Here is a 24,739-nt window from a genome sequence, read left to right on the forward strand (position 1 = left end):
TGGAGCCTGCGCAATGACCGGTCATCTACTGCTCCCCTCGCATTCGCCAGCGAATTCCCGATTCCAGAAATCCGTCGATGTCCCCATCGAGAACAGTAGACGGATTGTTCACCTCGTACTCGGTACGCAGATCCTTGACCATCTGATACGGGTGCAGCACGTACGAGCGCATCTGGTTACCCCAGGAGCTACCGCCGTCACCCTTGAGCGCGTCCATCTCGGCGCGCTCTTCCTTGCGCTTGACCTCGAGCAGCTTGGCCTGCAGCACGCGCATCGCCGACACCTTGTTCTGCAGCTGCGACTTCTCGTTCTGGCAGGTCACGACGATCCCCGTCGGGATGTGCGTCAACCGAACGGCGGAGTCGGTGGTGTTGACCGACTGCCCGCCCGGTCCGGACGAGCGGTAGACATCCACACGAATGTCGTTCTCGGGGATCTCGATGTGATCGGTGGTCTCGACGACCGGAAGAACCTCCACCTCGGCGAAGGAGGTCTGGCGACGCCCCTGGTTGTCGAAGGGACTGATGCGGACGAGACGGTGCGTTCCTTGCTCGACCGACAACGTGCCGTAGGTGTACGGGGCCTTGACTGCGAACGTAGCGCTCTTGATGCCTGCTTCTTCGGCGTAGGACGTGTCGTAGACCTCGACGCCGTAGCCGTGCTTCTCGGCCCAGCGGATGTACATGCGCATGAGCATCTCCGCCCAGTCGGCGGCGTCGATCCCACCTGCGCCGGACCGGATGTTCACCAGCGCGTCGCGCGCGTCGTACTCACCGGACAGCAGGGTCCGTACTTCCATGGCTGCGATGTCCTCCCGGAGCGACGCGCGTTCGGCGTCGGCATCGGCAGTGGCCGACGCGGCTGCCTCACCCTCTTCACCCTCGGCGAGCTCGTACAGCACCGGCATGTCCTCGAGGCGCTGGCGGAGCTCTTCGACGCGGCGAAGTTCGGCCTGCGCATGAGACAGTTGGCTGGTCACCTGCTGCGCGTGTTCCTGGTCGTTCCACAGGTCCGGTGACGCGGCCTGGTGCTCGAGTTCGTCGATGCGTCGCCGCAGTTCCTCGACGTCGAGAACCGACTCGACGGTGGACAGAGTGGTGTCGAGCTCGGCCAGGTCTGCAGAAACGTCGGGATGCACGAGAGTCAAGGTTACCGGCACGCGAACCCACGCCCGACCGCCCCCGAGTATCGGCAGGCACAGTCGGCCGTACCCGTCGTTAGTCTTACGCGGTGACCGACTACTCCGAGGATCTTTCTCTCGCCCTTCGACTCGCCGACGAGGCCGACGCCATCACTCGCCGACGATTTCTCGCCATGGACCTCTCGGTGGATTCCAAGCCGGATCTGACACCGGTGTCCGACGCGGATCTGGCCGTCGAGACGACGATCCGCAGCTCTCTCGGATCACACCGCCCCGCCGACGCGTTGCTGGGCGAGGAGTTCGGCGGCACGCCGACGTTGCGCGGACGCCAGTGGGTCGTCGATCCCATCGACGGCACCAAGAACTTCGTCCGCGGCGTACCGGTGTGGGCCACCTTGATCGCCCTGCTCGACGACGGCGTACCCCGGGTCGGAGTCGTCAGCGCACCTGCCTTGAACCGACGCTGGTGGGCCGCGCTCGATCTGGGTGCCTGGACGGCATCGGACGGGGGCACCCCGCGCCGGATCGAGGTCTCGAGGGTCGATTCGCTGGCGTCGTCGAGTCTGAGTTTCTCCAGCCTCAGCGGGTGGTCCGAATTGGGCATCAGGGATCGGTTCCTCGATCTGACCGACGCCGTGTGGCGGGTGCGCGGCTACGGCGACTTCTTCTCGTATTGCCTTGTCGCCGAGGGGGCAGTCGACATCGCCGCCGAACCCGAGGTCTCGCTGTGGGACCTGGCCGCGCTCGACGTCCTCGTACGCGAGGCCGGGGGCGACTTCACCGCACTCGACGGCAGCGCAGGCCCACACGGCGGCAGCGCAGTGGCCACCAACGGCCTACTGCACCACGAGGTCCTCGCGCACCTGTCCCCCAGCGCGAAAAATCTCGCCTAGAGAACTGCAGCCAGAATCAGCGCGATCAGCGGCGTGATGCCCTGGACGAAGGCGGCTCGGAAATACTTCGCGCCGCCGGTGGCCAGAACGAGCGCTGCGCCGACGATGCTGGCGCAGGCGAAGTAGACGATGGCGTGGCCTGCAGACCCGCCCACGATCAGCCCGACCACGATGCCGATGGCGAGAAACAGGTTGTAGAAGCCCTGATTGAAGGCCATCGGTTTCACGACGTCGGCGTCGTTCTGACTCGCGACGCCGAAGCGCCCCCACACCGCGGGCCTGGACCACACCACGCTTTCCATGACGAAGATGACGACGTGAAGGGCCGCGGCGACGGCGGCGAAGACCTGAGCGATCGGATGCACGCGAACAGCCTGTCACACCGATACGACGGGTGATACGAAATGTCGCGCGGGTGTCGAGACCACCGGTACTTACTCGACAGTAGACAGCTAACTTACTCGGGAGTAAGATCTGTGAAGTCCGTGCCCGACGCCGAGGAACTGGTGATCATGAGCAAGCAAGACAGTGTGGTCGACGCGAAGGCCCCGAAGGTGCCCCGCGATACTTCTGCGGTTGGCCTCAACCCGTTCAAGAGAGATGCCATCGGAACCGCCATGCGCGTTCTGACCGCCATCACCGGATCGGAACTGGCGGAGAAGTACAACCTCCGCCAGACCATCGACCGGGTGACGTACGAGAGCACCAAGACCGGGTTCAAGACCCTCGGCGCTGCCAATCGCACGTTCGCCAAGGTCACCGGTGGCGGCAAGCCCAAGCGTCTCGACGACGGTGCCGCCAAGAACCTGAGCTACTTCGACCTGACGCCCGACGACGAACAGCGCATGATCGTCGAGACGGTCAAGGAGTTCGCCGAGGAGATCCTCCGCCCGGCCGCCTTCGACGCAGACCACAGTGCCTCGTCACCCGAGGACCTGGTTCGTCGCTCCGCCGAGCTCGGCATCACGCTCATCAACGTTCCCGAGGAACTCGACGGTGCCGCCACCGAGCGTGGCGCGGTCACCAACTCCCTCGTCGCCGAGGCACTCGCCCACGGCGACATGGGCCTGGCATTGCCCATCCTCGCGCCCAGCGGCGTCGCCGTGGCTCTGACCCAGTGGGGCACCGACGCACAGCAGAAGACCTACCTCCCGGCATTCGTCGGCGAGAAGGTGCCCAATGCAGCAGTGGTCGTCAACGAGCCGCGCGCACTGTTCGATCCGTACGCGTTGCAGACCAAGGCCGTTCGCTCCCCCAGCGGCTACAAGCTCAACGGAGTCAAGAGCCTCGTGCCTGCTGCCGGCAGCTCCGAGCTGTTCGTGATCGCCGCAGAACTCGAAGGCCGTCCGGCATTCTTCATCGTCGAGTCCGACTCCAAGGGCCTCGTCGTCGAAGCCGACCCGAGCATGGGCCTGCGCGCAGCCGGCCTCGGTCGCCTGATCCTGACCGACGTCGCAGTTCCCGAGTCGGCACTGCTCGGTGACGGTGACGCAGACCAGCGGGCCGCCGAGTACAGCGCTGCCATCGGTCTCGCGCGACTCGGCTGGGCATCGCTGGCCGTCGGTACGAGCCAGGCCGTACTGGACTACGTCGTTCCGTACGTCAACGATCGTGTCGCCTTCGGTGAGCCGATCAGCAACCGTCAGGCCGTGGCCTTCATGGTCGCCAACATCGCCATCGAACTCGACGGCATGCGGTTGGTCACGCTGCGCGGCGCTTCGCGGGCCGAGCAGGGACTGTCGTTCGCTCGTGAATCGGCGCTCGCGCGTCGGCTCGCCTCCGAGAAGGGCATGCAGATCGGTTCCGACGGCGTGCAGCTGCTCGGCGGTCACGGCTTCACCAAGGAGCACCCGGTCGAGCGTTGGTACCGCGATCTGCGGTCCGTCGGCGTCGCCGAGGGCATCGTTCTCATCTAGCTCGCCGCCCCGAATTCCATGGCACTCACCCAAGGACATACACGATGATCAATCTTGAACTTCCCAAGAAGCTTCGGGCGCAGGCGAATCAGGCTCACCAGGTCGCTGCCGAGATCTTCCGCCCGATTTCCCGCAAGTACGACCTCGCCGAGCACGAGTATCCGGTCGAACTCGACACCATGGCCTCGATGGTCGAAGGCATGTCCGACGCCGGCGGCGAAATCGGCGGAGCCGCCGGTGGCCGCGAGAAGGACAGCGAGTCGGCCAAGCCCAGCAAGACCGCGAACGCCAACGGGGGCAACATGTCCGCTCTGGTGAACGTGATCGAGACCTGCTGGGGCGATGTCGGCCTGACGCTGTCGATCCCCTACCAGGGCCTCGGCAACTCGGCCATCGCGGCGGTGTCCACCGACGAACAGCTCGAGCGCTTCGGCAAGGTGTGGGCTTCGATGGCCATCACCGAGCCCAGCTTCGGCTCGGACTCCGCAGCCGTGACCACCACTGCTGTCCTCGACGGCGACGAGTGGGTACTCAACGGCGAGAAGATCTACGTCACCGCCGGTGAGCGTTCCACCCACGTCGTCGTATGGGCAACGGTCGACAAGTCTCTCGGCCGCGCGGCCATCAAGTCGTTCGTCGTACCGCGTGACGCTCCGGGCCTGTCGGTTGCCCGCCTCGAGCACAAGCTGGGCATCAAGGCGTCCGACACCGCAGCCCTGCTGCTCGAGGATTGCCGCATCCCGAAGGACAACCTTCTCGGCACCGCCGAGGTGAACGTCGAAAAAGGCTTCGCCGGCGTCATGCAGACCTTCGACAACACCCGCCCACTGGTGGCAGGCATGGCAATCGGCGTCGCACGGGCAGCACTCGAAGAGCTGCGGTCCATCCTGGTGGACGCCGGAGTCGAGATCTCGTACGAGACACCCGCCTACAACCAGCACGCGGCGGCCGCGGAGTTCCTGCGCCTCGAAGCGGACTGGGAGGCAGCACATCTGCTCGCACTGCGTGCGGCGTGGATGGCCGACAACAAGGAGCCGAACTCCCTCCAGGCCTCGATGTCCAAGGCCAAGGCGGGTCGCTCGGCGGTCGACATCACCCTCAAGGCAGTGGAACTGGCCGGCACGTACGGCTACTCCGAGCGCCCGCTGCTCGAAAAGTGGAGCCGCGACTCCAAGATTCTCGACATCTTCGAGGGAACGCAGCAGATTCAGCAGCTGATCGTTGCTCGTCGTGTACTCGGAAAGTCTTCTGCAGAACTGAAGTGACACCTGGCTCGTCGTCGAGCCCAGGAACTACCGCGAAACGGCATCGGACCTCGAGTCCGGTGCCGTTTTTCGTGCGTGAGAAAGAAAATTCCGGGACCGGTGTCGATATCGTGGTCGGTCGAACGTCGTCATCGTGTACGGCGACTCGCGCCGCGACAACGAGGTACCGAACCCAGGAGCGCACCATGAAGTACATCCTTTTGATCAACGCCGACACCGCGCCCGGCGCAGCACCGGGCTGCAGCAGTGTCGAGGACTGGATGACCTACGAGAAAGAGATGAAGGAGGCGGGCGTTCACGTCTCCGGTCACGCGATGGCCGACCTCACGACAGCCACGGCTGTGCGCGTCGACGCCGCCACCGGAGAACGCACCGTCACCGACGGACCGTATGCCGAATCTCACGAGGTGCTCGGCGGCTACGACGTGATCGACGTTCCCGACCTGGACGCTGCACTCGAGTGGGCGGCCCGATGCCCGGGCTCCAAGGACGGCGGCGCGGTGATCGTGCGACCCCTTGCCGAATTCTGACCGTCGCAGTCCCGACACGCAGGCTTCTTCGGTGAACGATCCCGGGGTTCATCGGGCGCTCGAATCGGTCTTCCGAGCCGAGCGCTCGATTCTGCTCGCCTCGCTGGTGCAGCGGTATCGCGACCTCGACCTCGCCGAAGAAGTGACCTCGGACGCCATCGAATCGGCCCTGAAACACTGGCCGGTCGATGGCGTCCCGGTCAGGCCTGGTGCCTGGTTGCTCACCACTGCCCGCAGAAAGGCGGTCGATCGCCTGCGCCGCGACCAGAGTCTGGCCGCGAAAGTCGGAGTGCTGCAATCGGATACAGATCGCAGGGAACCGAGCCGCCTGAATTCGCTCGACGATGCTCTGCCCGACGACCGACTGCAGTTGTTCTTCACCTGCGCGCATCCGGCCCTCGCTGCCGGTGACCGGCTCGCACTGACTCTTCGATGCCTGGCCGGTCTCACCACCGGCGAGGTGGCCCGGGCGCTGCTCATCCCTCCGGCCACGGCAGCGCAGCGAATCGTTCGAGCCAAGAACAAGATTCGGGCCGCACGGATCCCCTTTCGCCTCCCAGGCCCGGACGAGCTGGCAGGCAGGGTGCCGATGGTGCTCGAGGTGGTCTATTCGATCTTCACCGAGGGCTATTCGGCGACGGCGGGTGATCACGTCGGACGAATCGGCCTCACCGACGAGGCACTCGGGATGGGCCGACTCCTGCACGCCGCCTTGCCTGCGGAGCCCGAGGTGACCGGTCTACTGGCGCTGATGTTGCTGGTCGACGCCAGACGCGACGCTCGAATCGGACCGGACGGTGAGATCGTGCTGTTGGCAGATCAAGACCGGCGACTCTGGAACGCCGAGTCCATCGCCGAGGGTAAGGAACTCGTGCTCGAGGCCCTCGGCGGCGGCCGGGGCGGTCCCTACGCCGTGCAGGCCGCCATCGCTGCATTGCACGACGAGTCACCGGACGCCGACAGCACGGACTGGCCCCAGATCGTTGCGCTGTACGACGTCCTCATGACACGGACACCGAGTGCAATCGTCGCACTGAACAGGGCTGTTGCTCTGGCGATGCGCGACGGCCCCGGACCCGGCCTTCGAGAGCTGGACCGGCTTGCCGGCGAGGCGTCGTTGCGTCGTTATCATCCCTATCCCATGGCGAGAGCCGATCTGCTGCAACGACTCGGTAGGTTCGAGGAGGCGGCGATCGAGTATCGCCGAGCGTTGGATGTCGCCCGAACCGCACCGGAGAAGCGCCTGCTCCGACGTCGGCTCGAGGAGGTGACCACCTGCCGCGGTCAGGCCGACAGAACCACGTCCACCTGATCTGCCGTCAACGAGCGGTCTGCGTACACCAGGCGAACAGCGTCGGCGTCGGGATTGCCGACATCGGGTCCACGGGTGATCAACTCCAGGCCCGCGCGTTCGGCCACCCGGGCCGACGCGACGTCGTGTTCGAGCAGGTACGCCACGATCGGCAGTTCGGGCTCGGTTCGGTGCGCGCACTCGACTGCGATCTCACACATCTCCGCGGCATACCCTTTGCCCTGTGCGTCGGGATGGAGGCGATAGCCGAGATTCCAGAACGTGTTCTGCCGCTTCGAGCACCCGCCGTAGCCACCTACCGTGCGGCTGCCGCGCTCACGAATGATCCACGTGGCCAATCCATCCCGCCGCCACTGCTCGGACCAGCCCTGCAACATTCGTTCGGTCACGCTGGGATCGGTGTGCCGCAGGCTCGGAAAGTGGGTCCACGACTGCGGGTCGCTGCAGATCGCGTACAGCGCATCGAGATCGGTGACGACCGGTTCGTCGAGATCGAGACGCGAGGTTCGTGTTCGCACACCGTGGATCCTAGGGGGAAGAAGTCTGGTAGACCGGTGGTACACGATCGAGCGAAGGGTGTGACCGTCATGGCCGAGTGGGTCAAGAAGATCGAAGAGAACGCGAAGGGCTTCATCGCGGAGGCGGAGCAGGAGTTGACGGCGCTCGAGGGTGTGGACACGGTCGATCTCACCGCCGATGCCGCCGACGACGACGCAGAAGACGCAGAAGACACCGCCCATTCCGAAACAGTCACCAGTGACGATGGCCGCGAGCAGGTCTCGGACTGAACCCCCGATGTCCAGTCGTCACACCTGGACCACGACGACACACGACTGGTCGGTGGACGTCGATCTGGATCATCTGTCGCACATCAGGTCTCGACCCGGCGAATACGCGCCCGGCGGAGTCCTGCACCTCGTTCTCGAGGTACTCGCGTACGCGGCGGACGAAGCGGAACACCAGGGCGGTGGTCACGCGACCGTGACTGTGCACTCGGACGGGACGATCGAGGTGTCCGACACCGGTCGAGGCACCGACACCAGACTCGACGACGGCGTTGCGGTACGAAAGCCTGTCGTCAGCACGAAAGATGTTCGTTTCTTCGACGAAACTCGACCCGTTCTGCTCGACGACGGCCATGCCCGACGCGGGATGTCCACCGTCGCGGCATTGTCCGAGATGCTCGAACACACCAACCGGCGGGTCGATGGTGCATGGACCGGACGATACGAGCACGGAGTTCCCGTGACCGAGCTGGTGGCGACCGAACCGACCGAGCACACCGGCACCACCATCAGGTTCCTGCCCGACGCCTCCCTGATACCTGCGTCACCACTGACCCCGGAAGATGTGCGTGCGGCAATCGTGCCTCGTGACTTCTTCACGGTGTCGGTGACGTAGCGGGATCAGTCGAACACGGACCAACAGATACTGTTTCTTCTCTTCTGGTCTTCCAGCACCAGCTGCCGCACGCTGTTCGGGAGCCGGTCGCGCTGCCACTCGAGCTCTTCCCTACCCGCACTCATCTCCCGGCCGGCAGTTGCCGCCGCCCGAGCTGCCTTGATGGCGTAGGCGGCCGCTCCGAGGTCGTGTTCGGGTACGTGAGCCACGCAGGCTGCCTGGCCCGCGGCGTATGCGGCGAAGCGAGAGCAACCGGCCAGCGGCCGTGCCGCTCCCATGGCGTGGCCGCCCAGGGCGCGGGTGGCCATCATCGCGAGTTCGCCGCGAACCCACGCCCGGGTGGCCTCGATCGCCTCGCGCGGTCGGCAATCGGCGGGTTCGACCGTCTCGAACAAAGGGAGAACGTGTTCCGCACACTCGGCCGCCCAGAGCGCGAGGCTCCGGTGGTCGTCGTCGGACAGAAGTCCGCCGCGCTGCACAGTGATGAGGCGAGGGTCCCGAACGGCGGGAAGAATCATACGAGTCGTCCTTTCGGCGGTATCGCGTTCGCCCTTCGTCCGAGCGGCCGTTCATGCACACATGGGAACGGAAAAAAGACCCAGGACACTCGTCCTGGGTCTTCTTCGGTGGTAGCGGGGACAGGATTTGAACCTGCGACCTCTGGGTTATGAGCCCAGCGAGCTACCGAGCTGCTCCACCCCGCGTTGCAACTACGAAGTTACTACCGTGCGTACAGCCAATGCAAATCACGTGACTTCTCTGCGGTCGTGCGCACCCGAACGAGCGCATCGCGACGCGCGAATATCACGCCGGAGGCGGTTCGAAATAGTGCTCCGCGTCTCTTTTGGTGCGTGTTTCGAGTCACATAACGTTCGGGTTACGAAGTAGAAACAATAGCGCCACGAGCGCGTCTGAGCTGGGAAAATACCCCCTTTCATCCCAGCATGTGGACACCAGTCATCCCATTCCGGCTCAGTGACGGTGAGCAGATCCTCGACTACCTTCACGGACGGCCCTAAACCGCTGGGCCTGCACCACCCCGCCGCTTCCTTCGCTCTGCCCCGCGGGTGTGGTCCCCAATACGTACGGGGGCAGAGCCGCGACGATACGAAGCGCCTGGTCACGAACGCCATATATACCCGGCGAGGTGATTGCAGGCCAGTCGCGCCAGTCGAGCGCGGAGAGGATTCACCCCGCATGACCACTCAGAACAATTTCGGTAAGCGCGCACTCGGATTTGCCGTTGTCGCCGGTGCCGCCGTAGCCATCCCCCTCGGCGTCTCTGCCGGAACCGCCAACGCAGCCCCGAACAACTGGGACGCGGTCGCACAGTGCGAAAGCGGCGGCAACTGGAGCATCAACACCGGAAACGGCTACTACGGTGGCCTGCAGTTCTCGCAGAGCACGTGGACGGCCAACGGCGGAACCGGGTCACCGGCCAACGCATCCAAGGCCGAGCAGATCCGCGTCGCGGAGAACACCCTGCAGACTCAGGGACCGGGCGCATGGCCCACGTGCGGAAAGCAGCTGAGCACCGGTGCCTCCACTCCCGCGCCCGAGGCAGCTCCCGCACCGGCACCTCAGCCGGCACCGGCTCCGGCACCGGCTCCGGCACCGGCCGTGGCTCCCGAGGCCGCAGCGGCCACGCAGGCTGCACAGGGCGCGTTCGACGCAGCGTCCAAGCTCGCCGACCAGTACGGCCTGAGCACGCAGTTCCAGCACCTCGTTGCTGCCAACGCCCCGGTGCTCGCGCCCATCGGACGCTGATCACCCGGCAGTTCGTAGAACTGCCTCTCACCTTGCCGCTGCGCCGCGCGCACAAGCCAGGTGACGAACGACGAAAGGGCCGCCTCACCATTCGGTGAGGCGGCCCTTTCGCTCGTATCAACGGGTTCGGGTCAGCAGACCTGACCCGAACCGATCAGTTGCCGGCCCCGTTGTACGTGTCGACGGCGGTCTGCAGATTTTCGAGCGCGGTGCCGAGCTCTGCGAGATCTCCGCTCTGCTGCGCAGTGCGCACGGCTTCGAGCGCGGCATTCAACCCTGTGACCGCAGCGTCCCGTGTTGCCGAGCCGCCGGTGGACGGAGCCGAATTCGGGGAAGCCGGCGTTGTGGCCTCAGCGCCTGAGGTACCTCCCGATTCGGCCGGTTGTGGATCCTCGGGAGCACCACCCGGAGCAGTGGCAGCCGCGCCTGTTCCCGCTCCGAACACCTGATCGAGCGCCTCGGACAACCTGGGCGCGTACCCGACGCGGACGCCACCTTCAGCCCCCGGCTCCCGGTAGCTGACCAGAACCTTCGTCAACTGCGGGAACGTCGAGGTCGAAGCATTCTTCCGAGAGGTGTACAGCGGTTCCACGTACAGGATTCCGCCGTCGGCAATCGGGAGCGTCAGCAAGTTGCCGTACTGCAGTTCGTTCGACTGCTCGAGCAGCGTTCTGTCCGATGCCACCCGCGCGTCGGAGGTCATCGAGTTCTGCGCCTGCTGCGGGCCCTGGGTCTGCGTCTGCGTCGGCAATTGCAGAACCGTGAACTTGCCGTAGTCGTCGGGATCGGACCGCACCGAGATGTACGAAGCCAGCAATTCTCGGTTGAACCCGACCATGGCGCTGGTCAGCCGGAACGACGGCTCTCCGGTCTCAGGATCGCCGACCAGGACGTAGTAGGGCGGCTGATTCAAATCACTGCCGGCACCGCTGTTGCTGGTCGGATCACTCGGTACGGACCAGAACGCGTTGTTGGTGAAGAACTCGTTGGGGTTGTCCACGTGGTACTTCGCCAGCATTTCTCGCTGAACCTTGAACAAGTCCTCCGGGTAGCGGAAGTGCGAACGGAGCTCGTCCGTGATCTCGGACTCGGGCTGGACCGAATTCGGAAACACGCCCATCCATGCTTTCAACACGGGATCGGTGTCATCGACCTGGTACAGCGTCACTGTGCCGTCGTACGCGTCGACCGTCGCCTTGACGGAATTTCGGATGTACGAGACCTCGTCGCGTGGAAGTGGCCGACCTGTCGTCGACTCCACGCTGTCCACGGTCAGACCGTCCAGCGATGCCCGCTGAGCGTACGGGTAGTCCTTCAACGTCGTGTAGCCGTCGACGATCCAGACGATCTTGCCGTCCACGACCGCCGGGTACGAATCGGTATCGGTGGTCAACCACGGCGCAACCTTCTGCACTCGATCACGAGGATCGCGATCGAACAGAATCTTCGAGTCGTCGCCGATAGCTCCGGAGAAGAGAATGTTTCGCTCTGCGTATTTCGCAGCGAACGCCAGGCGGTTGAACCAATTGCCCACCGAGACGCCACCCGAACCGGTGTACGTGTAGTTGGATTCGTCGGTGTCGTACTCGCGGTCCCCGGTACCGGTAGCGCCGACGATCGCGTAGTCCGGATCCGCTGCGGCGATGACTTCGCCGTAGTAGATACGGGGCTGATCGACCGGAATGACCTGCTGGGAATCCTGCGACGCGATGTCGCTGACCGTGTAGATCGGGTAGCCGCTGTTGCTGTTGGCACCCTCGGCGGTCGGATCCTGCACAGCTGCGTTGACCCTGTTGGCAGGAGCTGCAACGAAGCCGTTCCCGTGCGTGTAGACGGTGTGCCGGTTGATCCAGTCCGTCTGGTTGCCGGTCAGGGACTGCGGCGAGAGCTCGCGAGCAGCGACGATGTAGTCCTGCAGCTGCCCGTCGATCTCGTACCGGTCGATGTCGAGTGTGTCGGGGAAACCGAAGAAGTTCTTCAGCTGCTGCTGCTGGGTGAAGGTGCGGGACAACACGTTCGGGTCCAGCAGACGAGTGTTGGCGATGGTGGTCCTGTCCGCCTCGCTCTCGCGCGGATTCTGCGAACTCTCTCCCGAGTAGTCCTGGTACTCGACGACGTCGTCGCCGATTCCGTACGCATCCCGCGTCGCGGTGATGTTCCGCTGGATGTAGGTGCTCTCTTTCTCCGCCGCGTTCGGGCGCACCGAGAACTGTTCCATCACCAGCGGCCAGACGGCTCCGATCAGGATGGACGAGAGCACCAGCAATGCCGTGGCCAAGGCCGGAATCCGGAGATCACGGAGGAAGATCGCCGCGAAGAAGGCGATCGCACAGATCACGGCGATCGCGAGCAGAATCAGTTTGGCCGGCAACACCGCGTTGATGTCGGTGAAGCTGGCACCGCTGAACGTGGGTTCCTTGCGGCTGCTCGACAGCAACGTGTACCTGTCCAACCAATATGCGACGGCCTTGAGCAGAACGAAGCTGCCCGCGATCACCGCCAGTTGAATACGCGCAGCACGAGTGAGTGCACCCTCGCGTCCGGCCAGGCGAATACCACCGAACACGTACTGCGTCAGCAGGTTCGCAAGGAAGGCCAATACGACGGCCACGAACAGCCAGTTGAGGACGAACCGGTAGAACGGGAGGTCGAACGAGTAGAACCCGACGTCGAGGCCGAACTGCGGATCGGTGGTCCCGAAGTCTCCCCCGTGCAGGAACAGCTGCACCGTCACCCAGTTGGCCTGAGCGATCATGCCGGACAGGAATCCGAACACCAGCGGAATTCCGATGCCGAACAGGCGCAGCCGGCTCATCACCGTGGTGCGGTACCGCGCGATCGGATCGTTGGGACCGGCGACCGGGACGAACACCGGCCGATTGCGGTACGCCAACAGCAGTGCCGCGAAGATGATGAGCCCGACGGCCAGGGCAACGACGAGGAAGATCACCAACCGCGTCAGCAGAGTAGTGGTGTACACGCCGCGGAAGTCGACCTCACCGAACCACAGCCAGTTCGTGTAGACGTCGATCAGACGGGGACCGATGAGAAGCAGACCTGCTGCTACCAAGGCCAATACGAGCAAGATCCGGCTTCGCCGCGACAAGGACGGCATACCGGTGGGGGGCCTCATGCCCACGTGCCACACTCCAACTTCGGGCGACGCCGACCGGCGCCGCAGATGACTTCTTCGGCGCACTCGTCGTGCGCCGCATGTCCGTTTCGCCCTACTGTACGTACGTTGATCCTACGGCTGCGACGCCCGTACTGCGGCCACTGCTGGTCGCAGGTCAGGAGCGTCGGCGTCCATGGAACCATCCGGATGCGAGGATAGTGCGGTGAGCAACGACAGCAACGGACTGCCCGGCGAAGACCATTTCGGTGACGAGTTCGACCCCGAGTCGGGTGGGCAGGAAGTGGCCGAGGCTCTGGCTCGATGTGCTCGCGAAGTGGCGGATTTCGTCGAGGCAGGTGGTTGGCACCAGGCCCCGCAGATGTTCGCGTTGGTACCCACCGCAGCGCTCGCCGCGGCAGAGCCCGGACTCCTCGACGATCTTGCCGACGGCGCTGCACTGACTCCCATTCAGCAACATTCGCTGCCCGAGGACATCACCGGCGGCTCCCCCGCCCTGGACGAGTTCCTGGCCACCTCCACATGGCCCGAAGGTGTCGTCGGATGCGCACTGGTCCAGGAGATCGTGGTCCTTCCCCCCGCCGCCGAATCGACACTCGACGATGCCTTGATGCCGTTGCTCGCCGATCCCGATGCGGCCGACGAGGCCGCGCGCTCGGCTGCCGAGAACCATCCCGAGAAACGGGATGCTCGGTTGATCGTCGCCGTACTCAAGGACGGTCCGTCCTTGACTCTGCTGCAGTTGCACCCGGACGAGGACGCCGATCCATTCGCGCCCATCGACCTTCGTATCGCGCCGGACCTGGCCCCCAACGTCGTGCACGGCCTCTACGCGACGTTCGACGTCGTCGACGACGACTAGCGGCCGGGCTGGGTCAGCTGCAGGACGGCGCGTCGCCGCCCGAGCCGATCGCCTGCAGCGAGTCGACAGCACTGTCCAACGATTCGACACGCACCAATCTGAGGCCGTCGGGGACGTTCTGTTGCGCCTCACCGCAGTTGGCGTCCGGCACCAGGAACGTGGTGGCTCCGGCCTCGCGGGCGGCGATCAGCTTGTACGGAATACCGCCGATGGGGCCGACCGTGCCTTCGGCGTCGATGGTTCCCGTCCCCGCGACGAACTCTCCGTTGCTCAGCTCACCGGGACTGAGCTTGTCGACCACGGCCAGGCTGAACATCAGTCCGGCCGACGGTCCGCCGACGTCGGCGAGGTTGAACTTCACCTCGAACGGCACATCGGGCTGCTCCTCGGGCGTGACGCCGAGGTACCCCAACGCGTCGTCGTCGGGCCGGGCTCCGAGTACCACCGAACCCGTCTGTGTGATGCCGTCACGGACGTACTCGATCTCGACGGAATCACCGGGGGCTCGGGAGCTGACCGCCTCACGAACCGCCGACGCCGTGGACACGGGGGTGTCGCCGACCGAGACGAGCGTGTCCCCCACGTTCAGCACGCCGGCAGCGGGCCCGTCATCGGCCACGCTGGCCACCGCCAGCGACACCGGCAGATCCAGATGATGCAGCGCGGCGAGTTCGGCGCTGGACTCCGACTCCTCGAAGTCCGCCTGATTGCCTTCCTGAACTTCTTCCTTCGACTTGTCCGGCGGATAGACCTCCTCGCGCGGAACCAGTCCTTGCCTGCCGCTGGCCCAGAAGCCGAGAGCCTCGAACAGGTTGAGCTGATCGCGCACGGCCACGGTCGTCATGTTCAAGTGGCCCGCGGTCGGATCGACCTCGGTTCCGTCGATCTGCACCACGGGCACCCCGTCGACGTCACCGAGGGTGTTGTACGTCGGGCCGGGGCCGAGAGCGGCGAACGGAACAGTGACGACCGAGCCGGTGACGCCCAGCACCACCACGGGTAACAGCGCAGCGACGAGAGTGGCGATCCTTCGGTTCACTCCGTAGACACTAGATCCGAATACGGTCGACTGTGCAGACCGCCCCTGCCGAGTGCGTCCGCGCCGACTTCTCACGGCCCGGACTGTTCGCCGTCAGCGTGACGATCCACCACTCTCTCCGTTCGTCGGGCTTGTACCGTTGAGTCATGAGCAATTTTGGTTTCGGTGCCTCCGACGACGACCCGGACAAGAAGAAAGATCCGGACGGCTCGGGCAACCCTGCCGGTTTCGGCTTCGGTGGCGAGGGCTTCGACCCCGCACAGCTGGGCCAGATGCTCACTCAGTTCGGCCAGATGCTCAGCGGAATGGGAGCCGCAGGCGGGACCGGGTCGGGACCGGTGAACTACGACCTGGCCAAGCAGCTGGCACGCCAGCAGATGGGCGATTTCAGCCCGGTGTCGGCAGGCGAACGAGAGGCCGTCACCGACGCCGCGCACCTGGCCGAGCTGTGGCTGGACGGGGCGACGACTTTGCCGGCCGGTGCCACCAAGACCGTTGCGTGGACACCGGTCGACTGGCTCGACAACACGATCGACACCTGGAAGCGCCTGTGCGACCCCGTCGCCGAGCAGATCTCGGGCATGTGGACATCGGGACTGCCCGCCGAGGCCCAGCAGATGGCCGGGCCGATGATGGGCATGCTGACGCAGATGGGCGGGATGGCGTTCGGTTCGCAACTCGGCCAAGCTCTCGGCCAGCTGTCCAAGGAGGTTCTGACGTCCACCGACATCGGCCTGCCCCTCGGACCGTCGGGAACGGCGGCGCTGCTGCCGTCGGCCATCGCGTCGTTCAGTGAGGGACTCGAGCAGCCCGACCGTGAGGTGTTGGTGTTCCTCGCCGCTCGTGAAGCCGCCCACCAGCGGCTCTACAGCCACGTCCCGTGGCTGCGGCAGCGGGTTCTGGCCACCGTCGAGGAGTACGCGCGCGGCATCCGGATGGACTTCTCGGCCATCGAAGAGGCCGCCGCCGGGCTCGACCCGTCCGCGCTGACCGATCCGTCGAAGATCGAGGCGATCCTGCAGCAGGGTGCCTTCGAGCCACAGACGACGCCGGAGCAGAAGCACGCACTCGAGCGTCTCGAGACACTGCTCGCCCTGGTCGAGGGATGGGTCGAGACGGTGGTTGCAGCCGCTCTGGGCGACCGCCTGCCCGGTGCCGTCGCGCTCGGCGAAACGATCCGGCGCCGCCGGGCGTCGGGCGGCCCTGCCGAACAGACCTTCGCGACGCTGGTCGGCCTCGAACTGCGGCCCCGCAAGGTCCGCGAAGCAGCCGATCTGTGGCGTCAGCTCCTCGCCGCAGCCGACATCGAGGGACGTGACGGCGTGTGGGCACACCCCGATCTGCTGCCCGACTCGTCGGACCTGGACAACCCCGCGGGGTTCATCGACCGGGTCGTCGGCGGTGGAACGTCGAGCTTCGACGACCCGATCGCGCAGCTCGAAGCCATGGAAGCCAAGGAGGCCGAAGAGCGCGCCGCCGGGAACGACGACAAGGGCACCGACGGTGATCCCGAGAAGGGTTCATCCACAACCTGACCCGGCCGGTTTCGCACCACTTCGATCAAGGTCGTCGAACGCCTGCTCGGAGGCACTTCCACCCTGTGGATAACGTGCCCTGAGCGGGCGTTCTTCGCTGTCGGCGCTGCCAGAGTGTGTTCCATGATCACACCGACCGTTCGACTCGATCCTGCGGTAGCAATTCTGCCGCGTCGAGACGGCACCGTTCAGTTGGGCTGGAATCCCGAGACCAGCGTCGTCGTCACTCCACCTCCCGGTGCCGAGCCGGGCTCGATACTCGAAATTCTCCGACTCCTCGCCGCGGGCCACTCCAGACCTCACATCGTCTGTCACGCAATGACATTGGGGCTGTCCGCCAATCGAACATCGGCGATGCTCGGCGAGCTGGAGGATTCCGGGTTGCTGATGCACGGCACGAGCGAACCGGTGGTGCCCGACGCCTCGCTGCAGGCCTCGCAGACCGGACCGGGGGCGGTGAAGACCGTCCACCTCGTAGGGCGGGGTCCGATCTCGGACGCGTTGGCCTCCGGTCTGAGTCGAACCGGTGTCACGGTGAGCCGAACGAGTCTGACTCCGACTCGGTACCCGCACTCGGTGGTGAGGTCATGGAGCTACGACGTCGTGGTACTCGCCGACGATCTGGTTGCAGAACCTCGACTGGTGACCGATCTGGTGCGTCTGCGCATCCCACATCTGCAGGTGCGGCTACGAGATGGGAAGGGCATCGTCGGGCCCTTCGTGGTGCCCGGTCGGACGAGTTGCCTGCGGTGTGCAGATCTGACGCGCTGCGACTTCGAGCCGGAGTGGCCGCATCTGTCCGCCCAACTGCTCGGCACGGTCGGCCAAGCCAGCAGCGCGACGGTGCTGGCCACGGCAGCGTTCGCGTTCGCTCAGTTGGAGAACCTCATCGGCCGTTCCGACGGCGCCCTTCCCGAGACCGCCGACTGCACCATGGAACTGGACTTCGCAGCGGCCGGAACCACCGTGCACAAACGGCTGTGGTCGAAGCATCCGCACTGCGATTGCTGGCACTGACCGAACGCACCGAAAGTGAGTTCACCTCGACCGATAGGAGTCGGTGCGGGGCGGTCCGAGCAATTGTCGGAAGGTTCAGCCATGATGGAGCTGTGTCTGACATACCGCGCCGTGGATCGACTCGTACTGCAAAACTGGCCAGCATTCCCCTCGGAATGGCCGGTCGTGCTGCCGTAGGGTTCGGCAAGAAGCTCGCCGGCGGCAATCGCGACGAAATCGATGCGGACATGGCCGCCAAAGCAGCAGAACAGCTCTTCTCCGTCCTCGGGGAGCTCAAGGGCGGTGCCATGAAGCTCGGGCAGATGCTCTCGGTAATGGAAGCGGCCGTTCCGGAGGAGTTCTCGGAGCCGTACCGCGAGGCACTGACCAAGCTGCAGGCGCAGGGACCGCCCATGCCCGCGAAGACCGTGCATCGGGTGTTGGACCAGCAACTCGGAACTGCGTGGCGGTCACGTTTTCTCGATTTCGACGACACTGCGATCGCCTCGGCCAGCATCGGACAGGTGCACCGAGCAACGTGGTCGGATGGACGCGATGTCGCGGTGAAGATCCAGTACCCAGGCGCGGACGACGCATTGCGCTCCGACCTCAAGACGCTGAACAGGTTCGCGAACCTGTTCAGCACGGTGCTCGCGGGCACGGACGTCAAGCCGGTGCTCGAGGAATTGACGGCCCGTACCGAGGACGAGCTCGACTACCGCATCGAAGCGGCGAATCAACGCGCCTTCAGCAAGGAATTTGCAGGCGATCCCCAGTTCGCCATTCCCAAGATCGTCGCCAGCGCACCCAAAGTCGTTGTCAGCGAATGGATGACGGGTCGGCCGCTGGCCGATGTGATCGCGAACGGAACGGCCGAGGAACGTAACCAGGCGGGCGAACTGCTCGCGTTGTTCGCATTCGTGTCTCCGGCGCGCGCGAAGTTGCTGCACGCCGATCCTCATCCGGGCAATTTCATGATGCTCGACGACGGACGCATGGGCGTCATCGATTTCGGTGCCTGCGCTCCGATGCCCGACGGTCTCCCGCCCGTCCTGGGTCGGATGGTCTCGCTCGCACGCGACGAGAAGTTCGACGAACTCGTCGAACTGTTCACCGAGAGCGGGTTCGTGGTGCCGGGCCGCACCGTCACGGAGAAGGAGATCGAAGATTATCTGCGTCCCTTCACCGATCCGATCCACACCGAATCGTTCCACTTCACCCGGGCCTGGCTGCAGAAAGCTGCGGGCACCGCTACGGATTTCAACAGCGCGCAGTTCCGCACCGTTCGCGCGTTGAACATGCCTGCCGAGTACGTGATGATCTTCCGAGTCCTCGGCGGGTTGGTCGGAATCTGCGCGCAGCTGGACGCCTACGCGCCGTACATGGCCATCCTCACCGAGTGGCTGCCCGGCTTCGCCGACTGATTCGTTCGGCGAAACCGGGCACCGGTCTCGTGGATCATGCTGCGTTCTTCCGCGGCCGTCCGCGGGGACGCTTGCGGGCGATGACGACACCCTGCTCGAGGATCTCACCGCCCCACACGCCCCACGGCTCGGCGCGGTCGAGGGCCGCGCTCAGGCAGGTACGCCGGATGGGGCATTCGGCGCACAGCGCCTTGGCCTGCTCGAGTTCGGCGGGGGTGTCGGCAAACCACATGTCGGGGTTCGCCGCTCGGCATGGCACCGACAGTGCCAGCTCGACCGATTCGGTCGAACACTGTGCAGCGTAGGCACTCTCGGACTCTGGTCGGCATGTCGTCCGGATCGTGGCGGTTGACACGTCGGTCTCCTCTACTTTTCGTGCGGCGTCGTTATCGGTTCGAGGGGTGATGCGAACCTGTCGGCCTCACGCTCGGATAGAGGAACTACCTGAACGAGAAAGGCCACGGTCCGCGTGTGCGGGTCCGTGGCCTGGTGGGGCTTGTCGAAGCGTCTACCGACAGTGAAGTCGGTGTCTGCTGTCGAGCACGGACGCACAAGGTGCGCGGTGACGTCGGGCTGCCTGAGCAACGGCTTTCGCTCCTGGTGCCAGGGCGACCTGGGCGGAATTCGACCCCGAGGCCGCATATGCGGACTCCTGCATGGGGCCGAAAGCGGAGGAACGAATCCACGTCTGCGCAACAGAGCCTGCGGCGGCGGCATGAGTGCCGAGGGGGGCAACTCCGAAAGGTGCCGTGCCGAGGACAGGGCTGAACGCGACGGTTGCGTGGGCAACGGCGGCGTGCAATGTGTTGATCATTTTCTTCAGCTCCTGTTCTGGTCTCGTTGGCGGATTGGACAGTGCGCGATCTCCCGCGGCACGTGAAACAGACTAAGCCCCCTGCCGATATCTGCACAAGTTATTTTCTACCTGCGGTTTCGCGGAGATTTCCGTACCTCCGTGTCACGTGTCCGAGGCCCGCACCACGGTGAGAACTTCTTCGCCGAACCGCTCCAGTTTCTTGGCCCCGATTCCCGGAATCGCCACCAGCCCACGCTCGTCCTGCGGTTGCTGCTCCGCGATGGCCGTCAGCGTGTTGTCGCTGAACACCACGTACGCGGGCACCTTCAGTTCGCGGGACTTGTCCAGTCGCCACGATTTCAGTGCATCGAGCAGGGCGATGTCGACGTTCGACGGACAACTGTCGCATCGACCGAGCATGGTCGCAGACGTGCCGATCAGGGGCTTGCCGCACAACCGACACTTGGGACCGGACTTCTTGGCCGCGGGCGCGGCAATACGCGAGGCGGGCGAGTCCTCGGGAATCAGACCGTTGAGAAACCTCGACCGGCGCCGCGATTTGCGTCCGCCCTCGTTGCGGGCGAGTGCCCAGGACAGATGCAGGTGGACTCGGGCGCGCGTGACACCGACGTAGAGCAGCCTGCGTTCCTCCTCGACGGCCGCCTCGTTGTTGGCACTGGGGTCGTTGCCGATCGCGTGCGAGATCGGCAGGGTGCCGTCGGCGAGACCGACGATGAACACCGCGTCCCACTCGAGTCCCTTCGCCGCATGCAGCGAGGCGAGAGTGACGCCCTGGACCGTCGGTGGATGCCGCGCCTCGGCACGTGCGGCGAGCTCCCCCAACAACTTCTCGAGGGTCAGGTCCGGCTCGTGCACCAGAAGTTCTTCGGTGAGCTGCACCAAACCGCCGAGCGATGCCCACTTCTCGCGGGCCTGTGCACCCGTCGGCTCGGTTGCCGTCAGGCCGAGCGGAGCCAGCACCGCTCGCACCAGAGCCGGTAGTCCCTCGCCCGCCTGCGCGCCGTCGGGCAGATCGTCGCGACCGCCTGCCTGCCGCAACGCGTTGACTCCCTGCCGCACCTCGGGCCTGGTGAAGAACCCCTCACCGCCGCGAACCTGATAGGGGATCTTCAGCTCGGTCAACGCCTGCTCGTGTGCCTCCGACTGTGCGTTGATGCGGTACAGAATCGCGATCTCGGCCGGCGAGGTGCCCTTCGAGATCAACCTCTTGATCGCACGCGCCACACCGTCGGCTTCCGCAGGCTCGTCGTCGTACTCGAAGAACTCCGGCTCCGGTCCCGGCTCGCGTTGACCGATCAATTGCAGTCGGGTGCCGGCGATGCGACCGCGGGCGGCTCCGATGACGCGGTTCGCCAGCGACACCACCTCGGGCGTCGACCGGTAGTCGCGCTCGAGCCGAACCACGGTGGCCTCGGGGTACTTCCGTGAGAAGTCGAGGAGATACCGCGGAGACGCGCCGGTGAAGGAATAGATGGTCTGGTTCGCGTCGCCGACGACGGTGAGATCGTCACGCTCGCCCACCCAGGCGTCGAGTACCCGTTGCTGCAACGGCGTCACGTCCTGGTACTCGTCGACGACGAAGCAGCGGTAGCGCTCACGGAACTCGTCGGCCACCGACGAATGTTCTTCGAGGGCAGCGGCCGTGTGCAGCAGAAGGTCGTCGAAATCGAGCAACATCGAGTCGCCGCCGCGGGACTTGAGCTCCTCGTAGCCGGCGTACACGGCAGCGACCTTGGTCGCGTCCATCGGAACGTCGCGGCGGTTGCTCGCCGCGATGCGCGGATAGTCCTCGGGTGCGATCAACGATCCCTTGGCCCATTCGATCTCTCCCGCGAGATCTCGGATGGCGTCCGTCGACGTCGACACACCGGCCCGGTTGGCCGCCTGCGAGACAACGGTGAACTTGCGATCGAGAAGCTGCCATCCGGTGTCGCCGACCACCTGCGGCCAGAAGTACTTGAGCTGACGCATGGCCGCGGCGTGAAACGTGCGAGCCTGCACCGGAGGACCGTCTCCCCCGACGCCGAGCTCACGCAGGCGGCCGCGCATCTCACCGGCCGCACGCGCAGTGAACGTCACCGCCAGTACCTGCCCCGAGGACACGTGACCGGCCGAGATGAGGTGGGCGATGCGTCGGGTGATCGTGCGGGTCTTGCCCGTGCCCGCACCGGCCAGGACGCAGACCGGGCCGCGGGGAGCCAGTACCGCCGCGGATTGCTCCGGATCGAGTCCGGCGGTCATCGCGTCGTCAGCCATGGGGTCCATTGTGTCAGTGCGTACCGACAGTTCCACCCGGGGCCGAAGCGGGTGGCCAACGGCCGATGCAGGTGTCGGCCGGAACAATCGCGTCGGCGCTCCTGTTGACTGTTGGCGTGACCACTACCGAGAACACCCCACAGACCCCGGCCGCGTTGACCGTCTACTCCACCACGTGGTGCGGTTACTGCCGCCGGCTCAAGACCCAGCTCGACCAGGCCGGAATCGAGTACGCCGAGATCGACATCGAGCAGAACCCCGAGTCGGCCGACTTCGTCGGCAGCGTCAACAACGGCAACCATGTGGTGCCGACCGTGCTGTTCGCCGACGGCTCGACGGCGACGAATCCCACTCTCGCCGAGGTCAAGCGCGCGCTGTCGCTCTGACCAGCCGTCAGGCCGTCGCCGCCCACGCCTCGAGCATTCCACGGGCGATGGAGATCGAGCCAGGAAGAAGCAGCCGGGAGGTCGAATCCGATCCCCAGTCGCCCAGCTCGAGTGCGGCAACAACCTCTGCTCGATCGAACCAATGGGCCTCGGCGATCTCACCGTCCTGAAAATGCAGCGGTTGCTCCGGGTCGGCGACGGCGGAGAACCCGATCATCACCGACCGTGGAAACGGCCAGGGCTGGCTCCCCAGATACTCGATAGCGGAGACGTCGAGGCCCACTTCTTCTCTGATCTCCCGTGTCACACAGGTTTCCAGCGACTCACCGGCCTCGACGAAACCCGCCAGCACCGAGAACCGACGCTCGGGCCAGGCAGGTGCTCGGGCCAGCAGCACTCGATCGCCACCATCGTGAACCAAACAGATCACCGCCGGATCGGTACGCGGGAATTCCTCGTGACCGGTGGACGTGCTCGTCCGCGACCACCCCGCGCTCGACGGAACGGACGACGCACCGTCGAGTGAACTGAACTGCGCGCTCGCATGCCAGTTGAGGATCGCCAGGGCACCGGTCACCATCGACAACGCGTTGCTGTCCAATCGATCACCGTCGGTACGCAGGTCGCCGACCGCGCCTGCCACGACCTCCACCCGGCGCGCCCACAGGTGTCGATCGCCGTGAATTCCGAGAAAGACCGCATCGGCCGTCGGCTCGGCAGCGACGTCCGCGGCAGGGCCGAGCACGAGGCCGTTCTCGTCCACCGGGAATCTGCCTCTGCCGTCCACGTTCAGGACCCGAGCAGTCGGCCAACCCGCCGCCAACGCTGCGGTGTCTCGGCGCAGTTCCTCTGCCCTGTTCAGTGGCGATCGGGACAGTCGAGGTGGGTGAGCGAGTTGGAATTTCGGCACGCGCACGACCCTACTTGGCTGTGGCTAGTCGCCCACGCGACGGATGTAGAGCAGTCGGTCGGACGCCTCGATCGCGTCGACTTCGGGAGTGCCGACTCGGAACAGTTTGCCGGCCCGCACCACTCCGAGAACGATGTCGGTGAGGTGTCTCGGAGATCCGCCGACCTCGTCACGCTCGACTTCACGCTCTGCGATCGCGAAGCCCGCTTCCGGGGTCAACAGATCCTCGATCATCTCCACCACGGACGGGGTCGACGTGGCGATCCCGAGCAGACGTCCCGCGGTCTCGGACGAGACGACCACCGAATCGGCACCGGACTGACGCAGCAGGTGCGTGTTCTCCGCTTCCCTGATGGCGGCGACGATCTTCGCTTTCGGAGCGATCTCGCGGGCGGTCAGAGTCACCAGAACTGCGGTGTCGTCTCGATTGGTCGCCACGATGATGGCCGACGCGTGCTGGGCACCGGTGAGCCTGAGCACGTCGGACTTCGTCGCCGAACCGTGGACGGTGACCAAGCCCATCGCCGACGCGGTGTCGAGCACCATCTGATCGGTGTCGACCACGACGATGTCGGACGCCGACACGCCGTCTCCGAGCATCGCGTCGACTGCGGTACGGCCCTTGGTGCCGAAACCGATGACCACGGTGTGATTGCGCACGCTGCGTCTCCATCGCTGAATTTTGAATGCCTGCCGGGACCGCTCGGTGAGAACCGACAGCGTGGTACCGACCAACAGAATGAGGAAAAGGACCCGAAGGGGTGTGATGACCAGGATGTTGACCAGTCGCGCCGACGGACTCATCGGTGCGATGTCACCGTATCCCGTCGTGGACAACGACACCGTCGCGTAATAGAACGAGTCGAGGAAGGACAGTTCACCGTCCTGGGTGTCGCTGTATCCATCGCGATCGAGGTACACCACGAACGCAGCCAGGAACAGAATTCCCAACGCCATCAGCACCCGCTTGTAGATGGCGCGCCACGGACTCGATTCCAGTTCCGGTACCCGGAGCACTCCGACGAGGGCGAAGTCGGGCTTGTCGGTCAGCGCGCCACTGTCACTCAGGCGCGCTCGCAACCTACCTGCCACGTCGGCCGCCGAAGTACTCACCGAAGTCGAGATCATTCACGGCACGCAGCGTAACCCCATGCCA

At 65.2% G+C, this 24,739-nt stretch carries 23 protein-coding genes and 1 tRNA gene; 13 read left to right on the forward strand and 11 right to left on the reverse strand.

Going from position 1 to position 24,739, the window contains the following annotated elements; all coding sequences use genetic code 11:
* Positions 1-25 precede the first annotated feature (25 nt).
* Complete coding sequence (prfB, locus tag AB0366_RS13165) at positions 26-1,138, reverse strand: peptide chain release factor 2 (RefSeq protein WP_027496571.1); 1,113 nt, start codon at positions 1,136-1,138, stop codon at positions 26-28.
* A 92-nt stretch (positions 1,139-1,230) separates the two neighbouring features.
* Between prfB and hisN the strand changes: the two genes are divergently transcribed.
* A complete protein-coding gene (gene hisN / locus AB0366_RS13170) occupies positions 1,231-2,034 on the forward strand; it encodes a histidinol-phosphatase (RefSeq protein ID WP_366244277.1) in 804 nt (267 codons plus the stop codon).
* Here hisN and AB0366_RS13175 read toward each other — a convergent pair.
* A complete protein-coding gene (locus AB0366_RS13175) occupies positions 2,031-2,399 on the reverse strand; it encodes a DUF1304 domain-containing protein (RefSeq protein ID WP_366244278.1) in 369 nt (122 codons plus the stop codon). The genes hisN and AB0366_RS13175 overlap by 4 nt on opposite strands.
* Positions 2,400-2,540: 141 nt before the next feature.
* Here AB0366_RS13175 and AB0366_RS13180 point away from each other — a divergent pair, with 141 nt between their 5' ends.
* The 4 genes from AB0366_RS13180 (at position 2,541) to AB0366_RS13195 (ending at position 7,057) form a co-directional block, all read left to right on the forward strand.
* Positions 2,541-3,950: an acyl-CoA dehydrogenase family protein gene (locus AB0366_RS13180; protein WP_366244446.1), complete on the forward strand. Its 1,410-nt coding sequence runs from the start codon at positions 2,541-2,543 to the stop codon at positions 3,948-3,950.
* A gap of 44 nt (positions 3,951-3,994) precedes the next feature.
* A complete protein-coding gene (locus AB0366_RS13185; protein WP_121870246.1) occupies positions 3,995-5,215 on the forward strand; it encodes an acyl-CoA dehydrogenase family protein in 1,221 nt (406 codons plus the stop codon).
* A 185-nt stretch (positions 5,216-5,400) separates the two neighbouring features.
* Positions 5,401-5,745 carry a YciI family protein gene (locus AB0366_RS13190; protein ID WP_121870247.1) on the forward strand — a complete coding sequence of 115 codons (345 nt, stop codon included), beginning with the start codon at positions 5,401-5,403 and terminating at the stop codon, positions 5,743-5,745.
* Between the two features lie 31 nt (positions 5,746-5,776).
* On the forward strand, positions 5,777-7,057 hold the full coding sequence (locus AB0366_RS13195; RefSeq protein ID WP_366244279.1) for an RNA polymerase sigma factor: 1,281 nt from the start codon (positions 5,777-5,779) through the stop codon (positions 7,055-7,057).
* Here the strand turns inward: AB0366_RS13195 and AB0366_RS13200 are convergent.
* Complete coding sequence (locus tag AB0366_RS13200; RefSeq protein ID WP_366244281.1) at positions 7,030-7,575, reverse strand: GNAT family N-acetyltransferase; 546 nt, start codon at positions 7,573-7,575, stop codon at positions 7,030-7,032. The genes AB0366_RS13195 and AB0366_RS13200 overlap by 28 nt on opposite strands.
* Positions 7,576-7,644: 69 nt before the next feature.
* Between AB0366_RS13200 and AB0366_RS13205 the strand changes: the two genes are divergently transcribed.
* Entirely contained in the window at positions 7,645-7,845 is a 201-nt protein-coding gene (locus tag AB0366_RS13205; protein ID WP_366244282.1) for a hypothetical protein, read from the forward strand.
* A gap of 7 nt (positions 7,846-7,852) precedes the next feature.
* The gene (locus tag AB0366_RS13210; RefSeq protein ID WP_366244283.1) at positions 7,853-8,458 is read left to right on the forward strand and encodes a hypothetical protein; all 606 of its coding nucleotides are present in this window, start codon (positions 7,853-7,855) and stop codon (positions 8,456-8,458) included.
* Positions 8,459-8,463: 5 nt separating this feature from the next.
* Here the strand turns inward: AB0366_RS13210 and AB0366_RS13215 are convergent, their stop codons facing one another.
* The gene (locus AB0366_RS13215; RefSeq protein WP_366244284.1) at positions 8,464-8,976 is read right to left on the reverse strand and encodes a putative immunity protein; all 513 of its coding nucleotides are present in this window, start codon (positions 8,974-8,976) and stop codon (positions 8,464-8,466) included.
* 109 nt (positions 8,977-9,085) lie between these two features.
* Positions 9,086-9,162 (reverse strand) — tRNA-Met (locus AB0366_RS13220).
* 493 nt (positions 9,163-9,655) lie between these two features.
* Here AB0366_RS13220 and AB0366_RS13225 point away from each other — a divergent pair.
* Positions 9,656-10,225: a transglycosylase family protein gene (locus AB0366_RS13225; RefSeq protein WP_366244285.1), complete on the forward strand. Its 570-nt coding sequence runs from the start codon at positions 9,656-9,658 to the stop codon at positions 10,223-10,225.
* 154 nt (positions 10,226-10,379) lie between these two features.
* Here the strand turns inward: AB0366_RS13225 and AB0366_RS13230 are convergent, their stop codons facing one another.
* Positions 10,380-13,364 (reverse strand): UPF0182 family protein, encoded by a 2,985-nt coding sequence (locus tag AB0366_RS13230; RefSeq protein ID WP_366244287.1) that lies wholly within the window; start codon positions 13,362-13,364, stop codon positions 10,380-10,382.
* 199 nt (positions 13,365-13,563) lie between these two features.
* Between AB0366_RS13230 and AB0366_RS13235 the strand changes: the two genes are divergently transcribed.
* A complete protein-coding gene (locus tag AB0366_RS13235; protein ID WP_366244288.1) occupies positions 13,564-14,220 on the forward strand; it encodes a PPA1309 family protein in 657 nt (218 codons plus the stop codon).
* 13 nt (positions 14,221-14,233) lie between these two features.
* Here the strand turns inward: AB0366_RS13235 and AB0366_RS13240 are convergent, their stop codons facing one another.
* A complete protein-coding gene (locus tag AB0366_RS13240) occupies positions 14,234-15,259 on the reverse strand; it encodes a PDZ domain-containing protein (protein ID WP_366244289.1) in 1,026 nt (341 codons plus the stop codon).
* Positions 15,260-15,405: 146 nt separating this feature from the next.
* Here AB0366_RS13240 and AB0366_RS13245 point away from each other — a divergent pair, with 146 nt between their 5' ends.
* From AB0366_RS13245 to AB0366_RS13255, 3 genes are all read left to right on the forward strand, one after another.
* Positions 15,406-16,794, forward strand: coding sequence for a zinc-dependent metalloprotease (locus AB0366_RS13245; RefSeq protein WP_366244290.1), 1,389 nt, complete (start codon positions 15,406-15,408; stop codon positions 16,792-16,794).
* Between the two features lie 123 nt (positions 16,795-16,917).
* Positions 16,918-17,811 (forward strand): hypothetical protein, encoded by an 894-nt coding sequence (locus AB0366_RS13250; RefSeq protein WP_366244291.1) that lies wholly within the window; start codon positions 16,918-16,920, stop codon positions 17,809-17,811.
* Positions 17,812-17,903: 92 nt separating this feature from the next.
* Positions 17,904-19,214 (forward strand): AarF/UbiB family protein, encoded by a 1,311-nt coding sequence (locus AB0366_RS13255; RefSeq protein WP_128646729.1) that lies wholly within the window; start codon positions 17,904-17,906, stop codon positions 19,212-19,214.
* Positions 19,215-19,248: 34 nt separating this feature from the next.
* Here the strand turns inward: AB0366_RS13255 and AB0366_RS13260 are convergent, their stop codons facing one another.
* Together AB0366_RS13260 and AB0366_RS13265 are read right to left on the reverse strand one after the other, a co-directional pair.
* Complete coding sequence (locus AB0366_RS13260; RefSeq protein WP_032397690.1) at positions 19,249-19,569, reverse strand: WhiB family transcriptional regulator; 321 nt, start codon at positions 19,567-19,569, stop codon at positions 19,249-19,251.
* 603 nt (positions 19,570-20,172) lie between these two features.
* Positions 20,173-22,296, reverse strand: a complete 2,124-nt coding sequence (locus AB0366_RS13265) for an ATP-dependent DNA helicase UvrD2 (protein ID WP_366244292.1) — start codon at positions 22,294-22,296, stop codon at positions 20,173-20,175.
* A 107-nt stretch (positions 22,297-22,403) separates the two neighbouring features.
* Between AB0366_RS13265 and AB0366_RS13270 the strand changes: the two genes are divergently transcribed.
* Entirely contained in the window at positions 22,404-22,673 is a 270-nt protein-coding gene (locus tag AB0366_RS13270; RefSeq protein WP_032398313.1) for a mycoredoxin, read from the forward strand.
* A 7-nt stretch (positions 22,674-22,680) separates the two neighbouring features.
* Here the strand turns inward: AB0366_RS13270 and nudC are convergent, their stop codons facing one another.
* Complete coding sequence (gene nudC / locus AB0366_RS13275; protein WP_366244293.1) at positions 22,681-23,583, reverse strand: NAD(+) diphosphatase; 903 nt, start codon at positions 23,581-23,583, stop codon at positions 22,681-22,683.
* A gap of 24 nt (positions 23,584-23,607) precedes the next feature.
* A complete protein-coding gene (locus AB0366_RS13280) occupies positions 23,608-24,675 on the reverse strand; it encodes a potassium channel family protein (RefSeq protein ID WP_366244447.1) in 1,068 nt (355 codons plus the stop codon).
* Between the last annotated feature and the right edge of the window lie 64 nt (positions 24,676-24,739).

Origin of the sequence: Rhodococcus sp. NPDC076796 (genome assembly GCF_040702765.1) — a bacterium.
GTDB lineage: Bacteria > Actinomycetota > Actinomycetes > Mycobacteriales > Mycobacteriaceae > Rhodococcoides.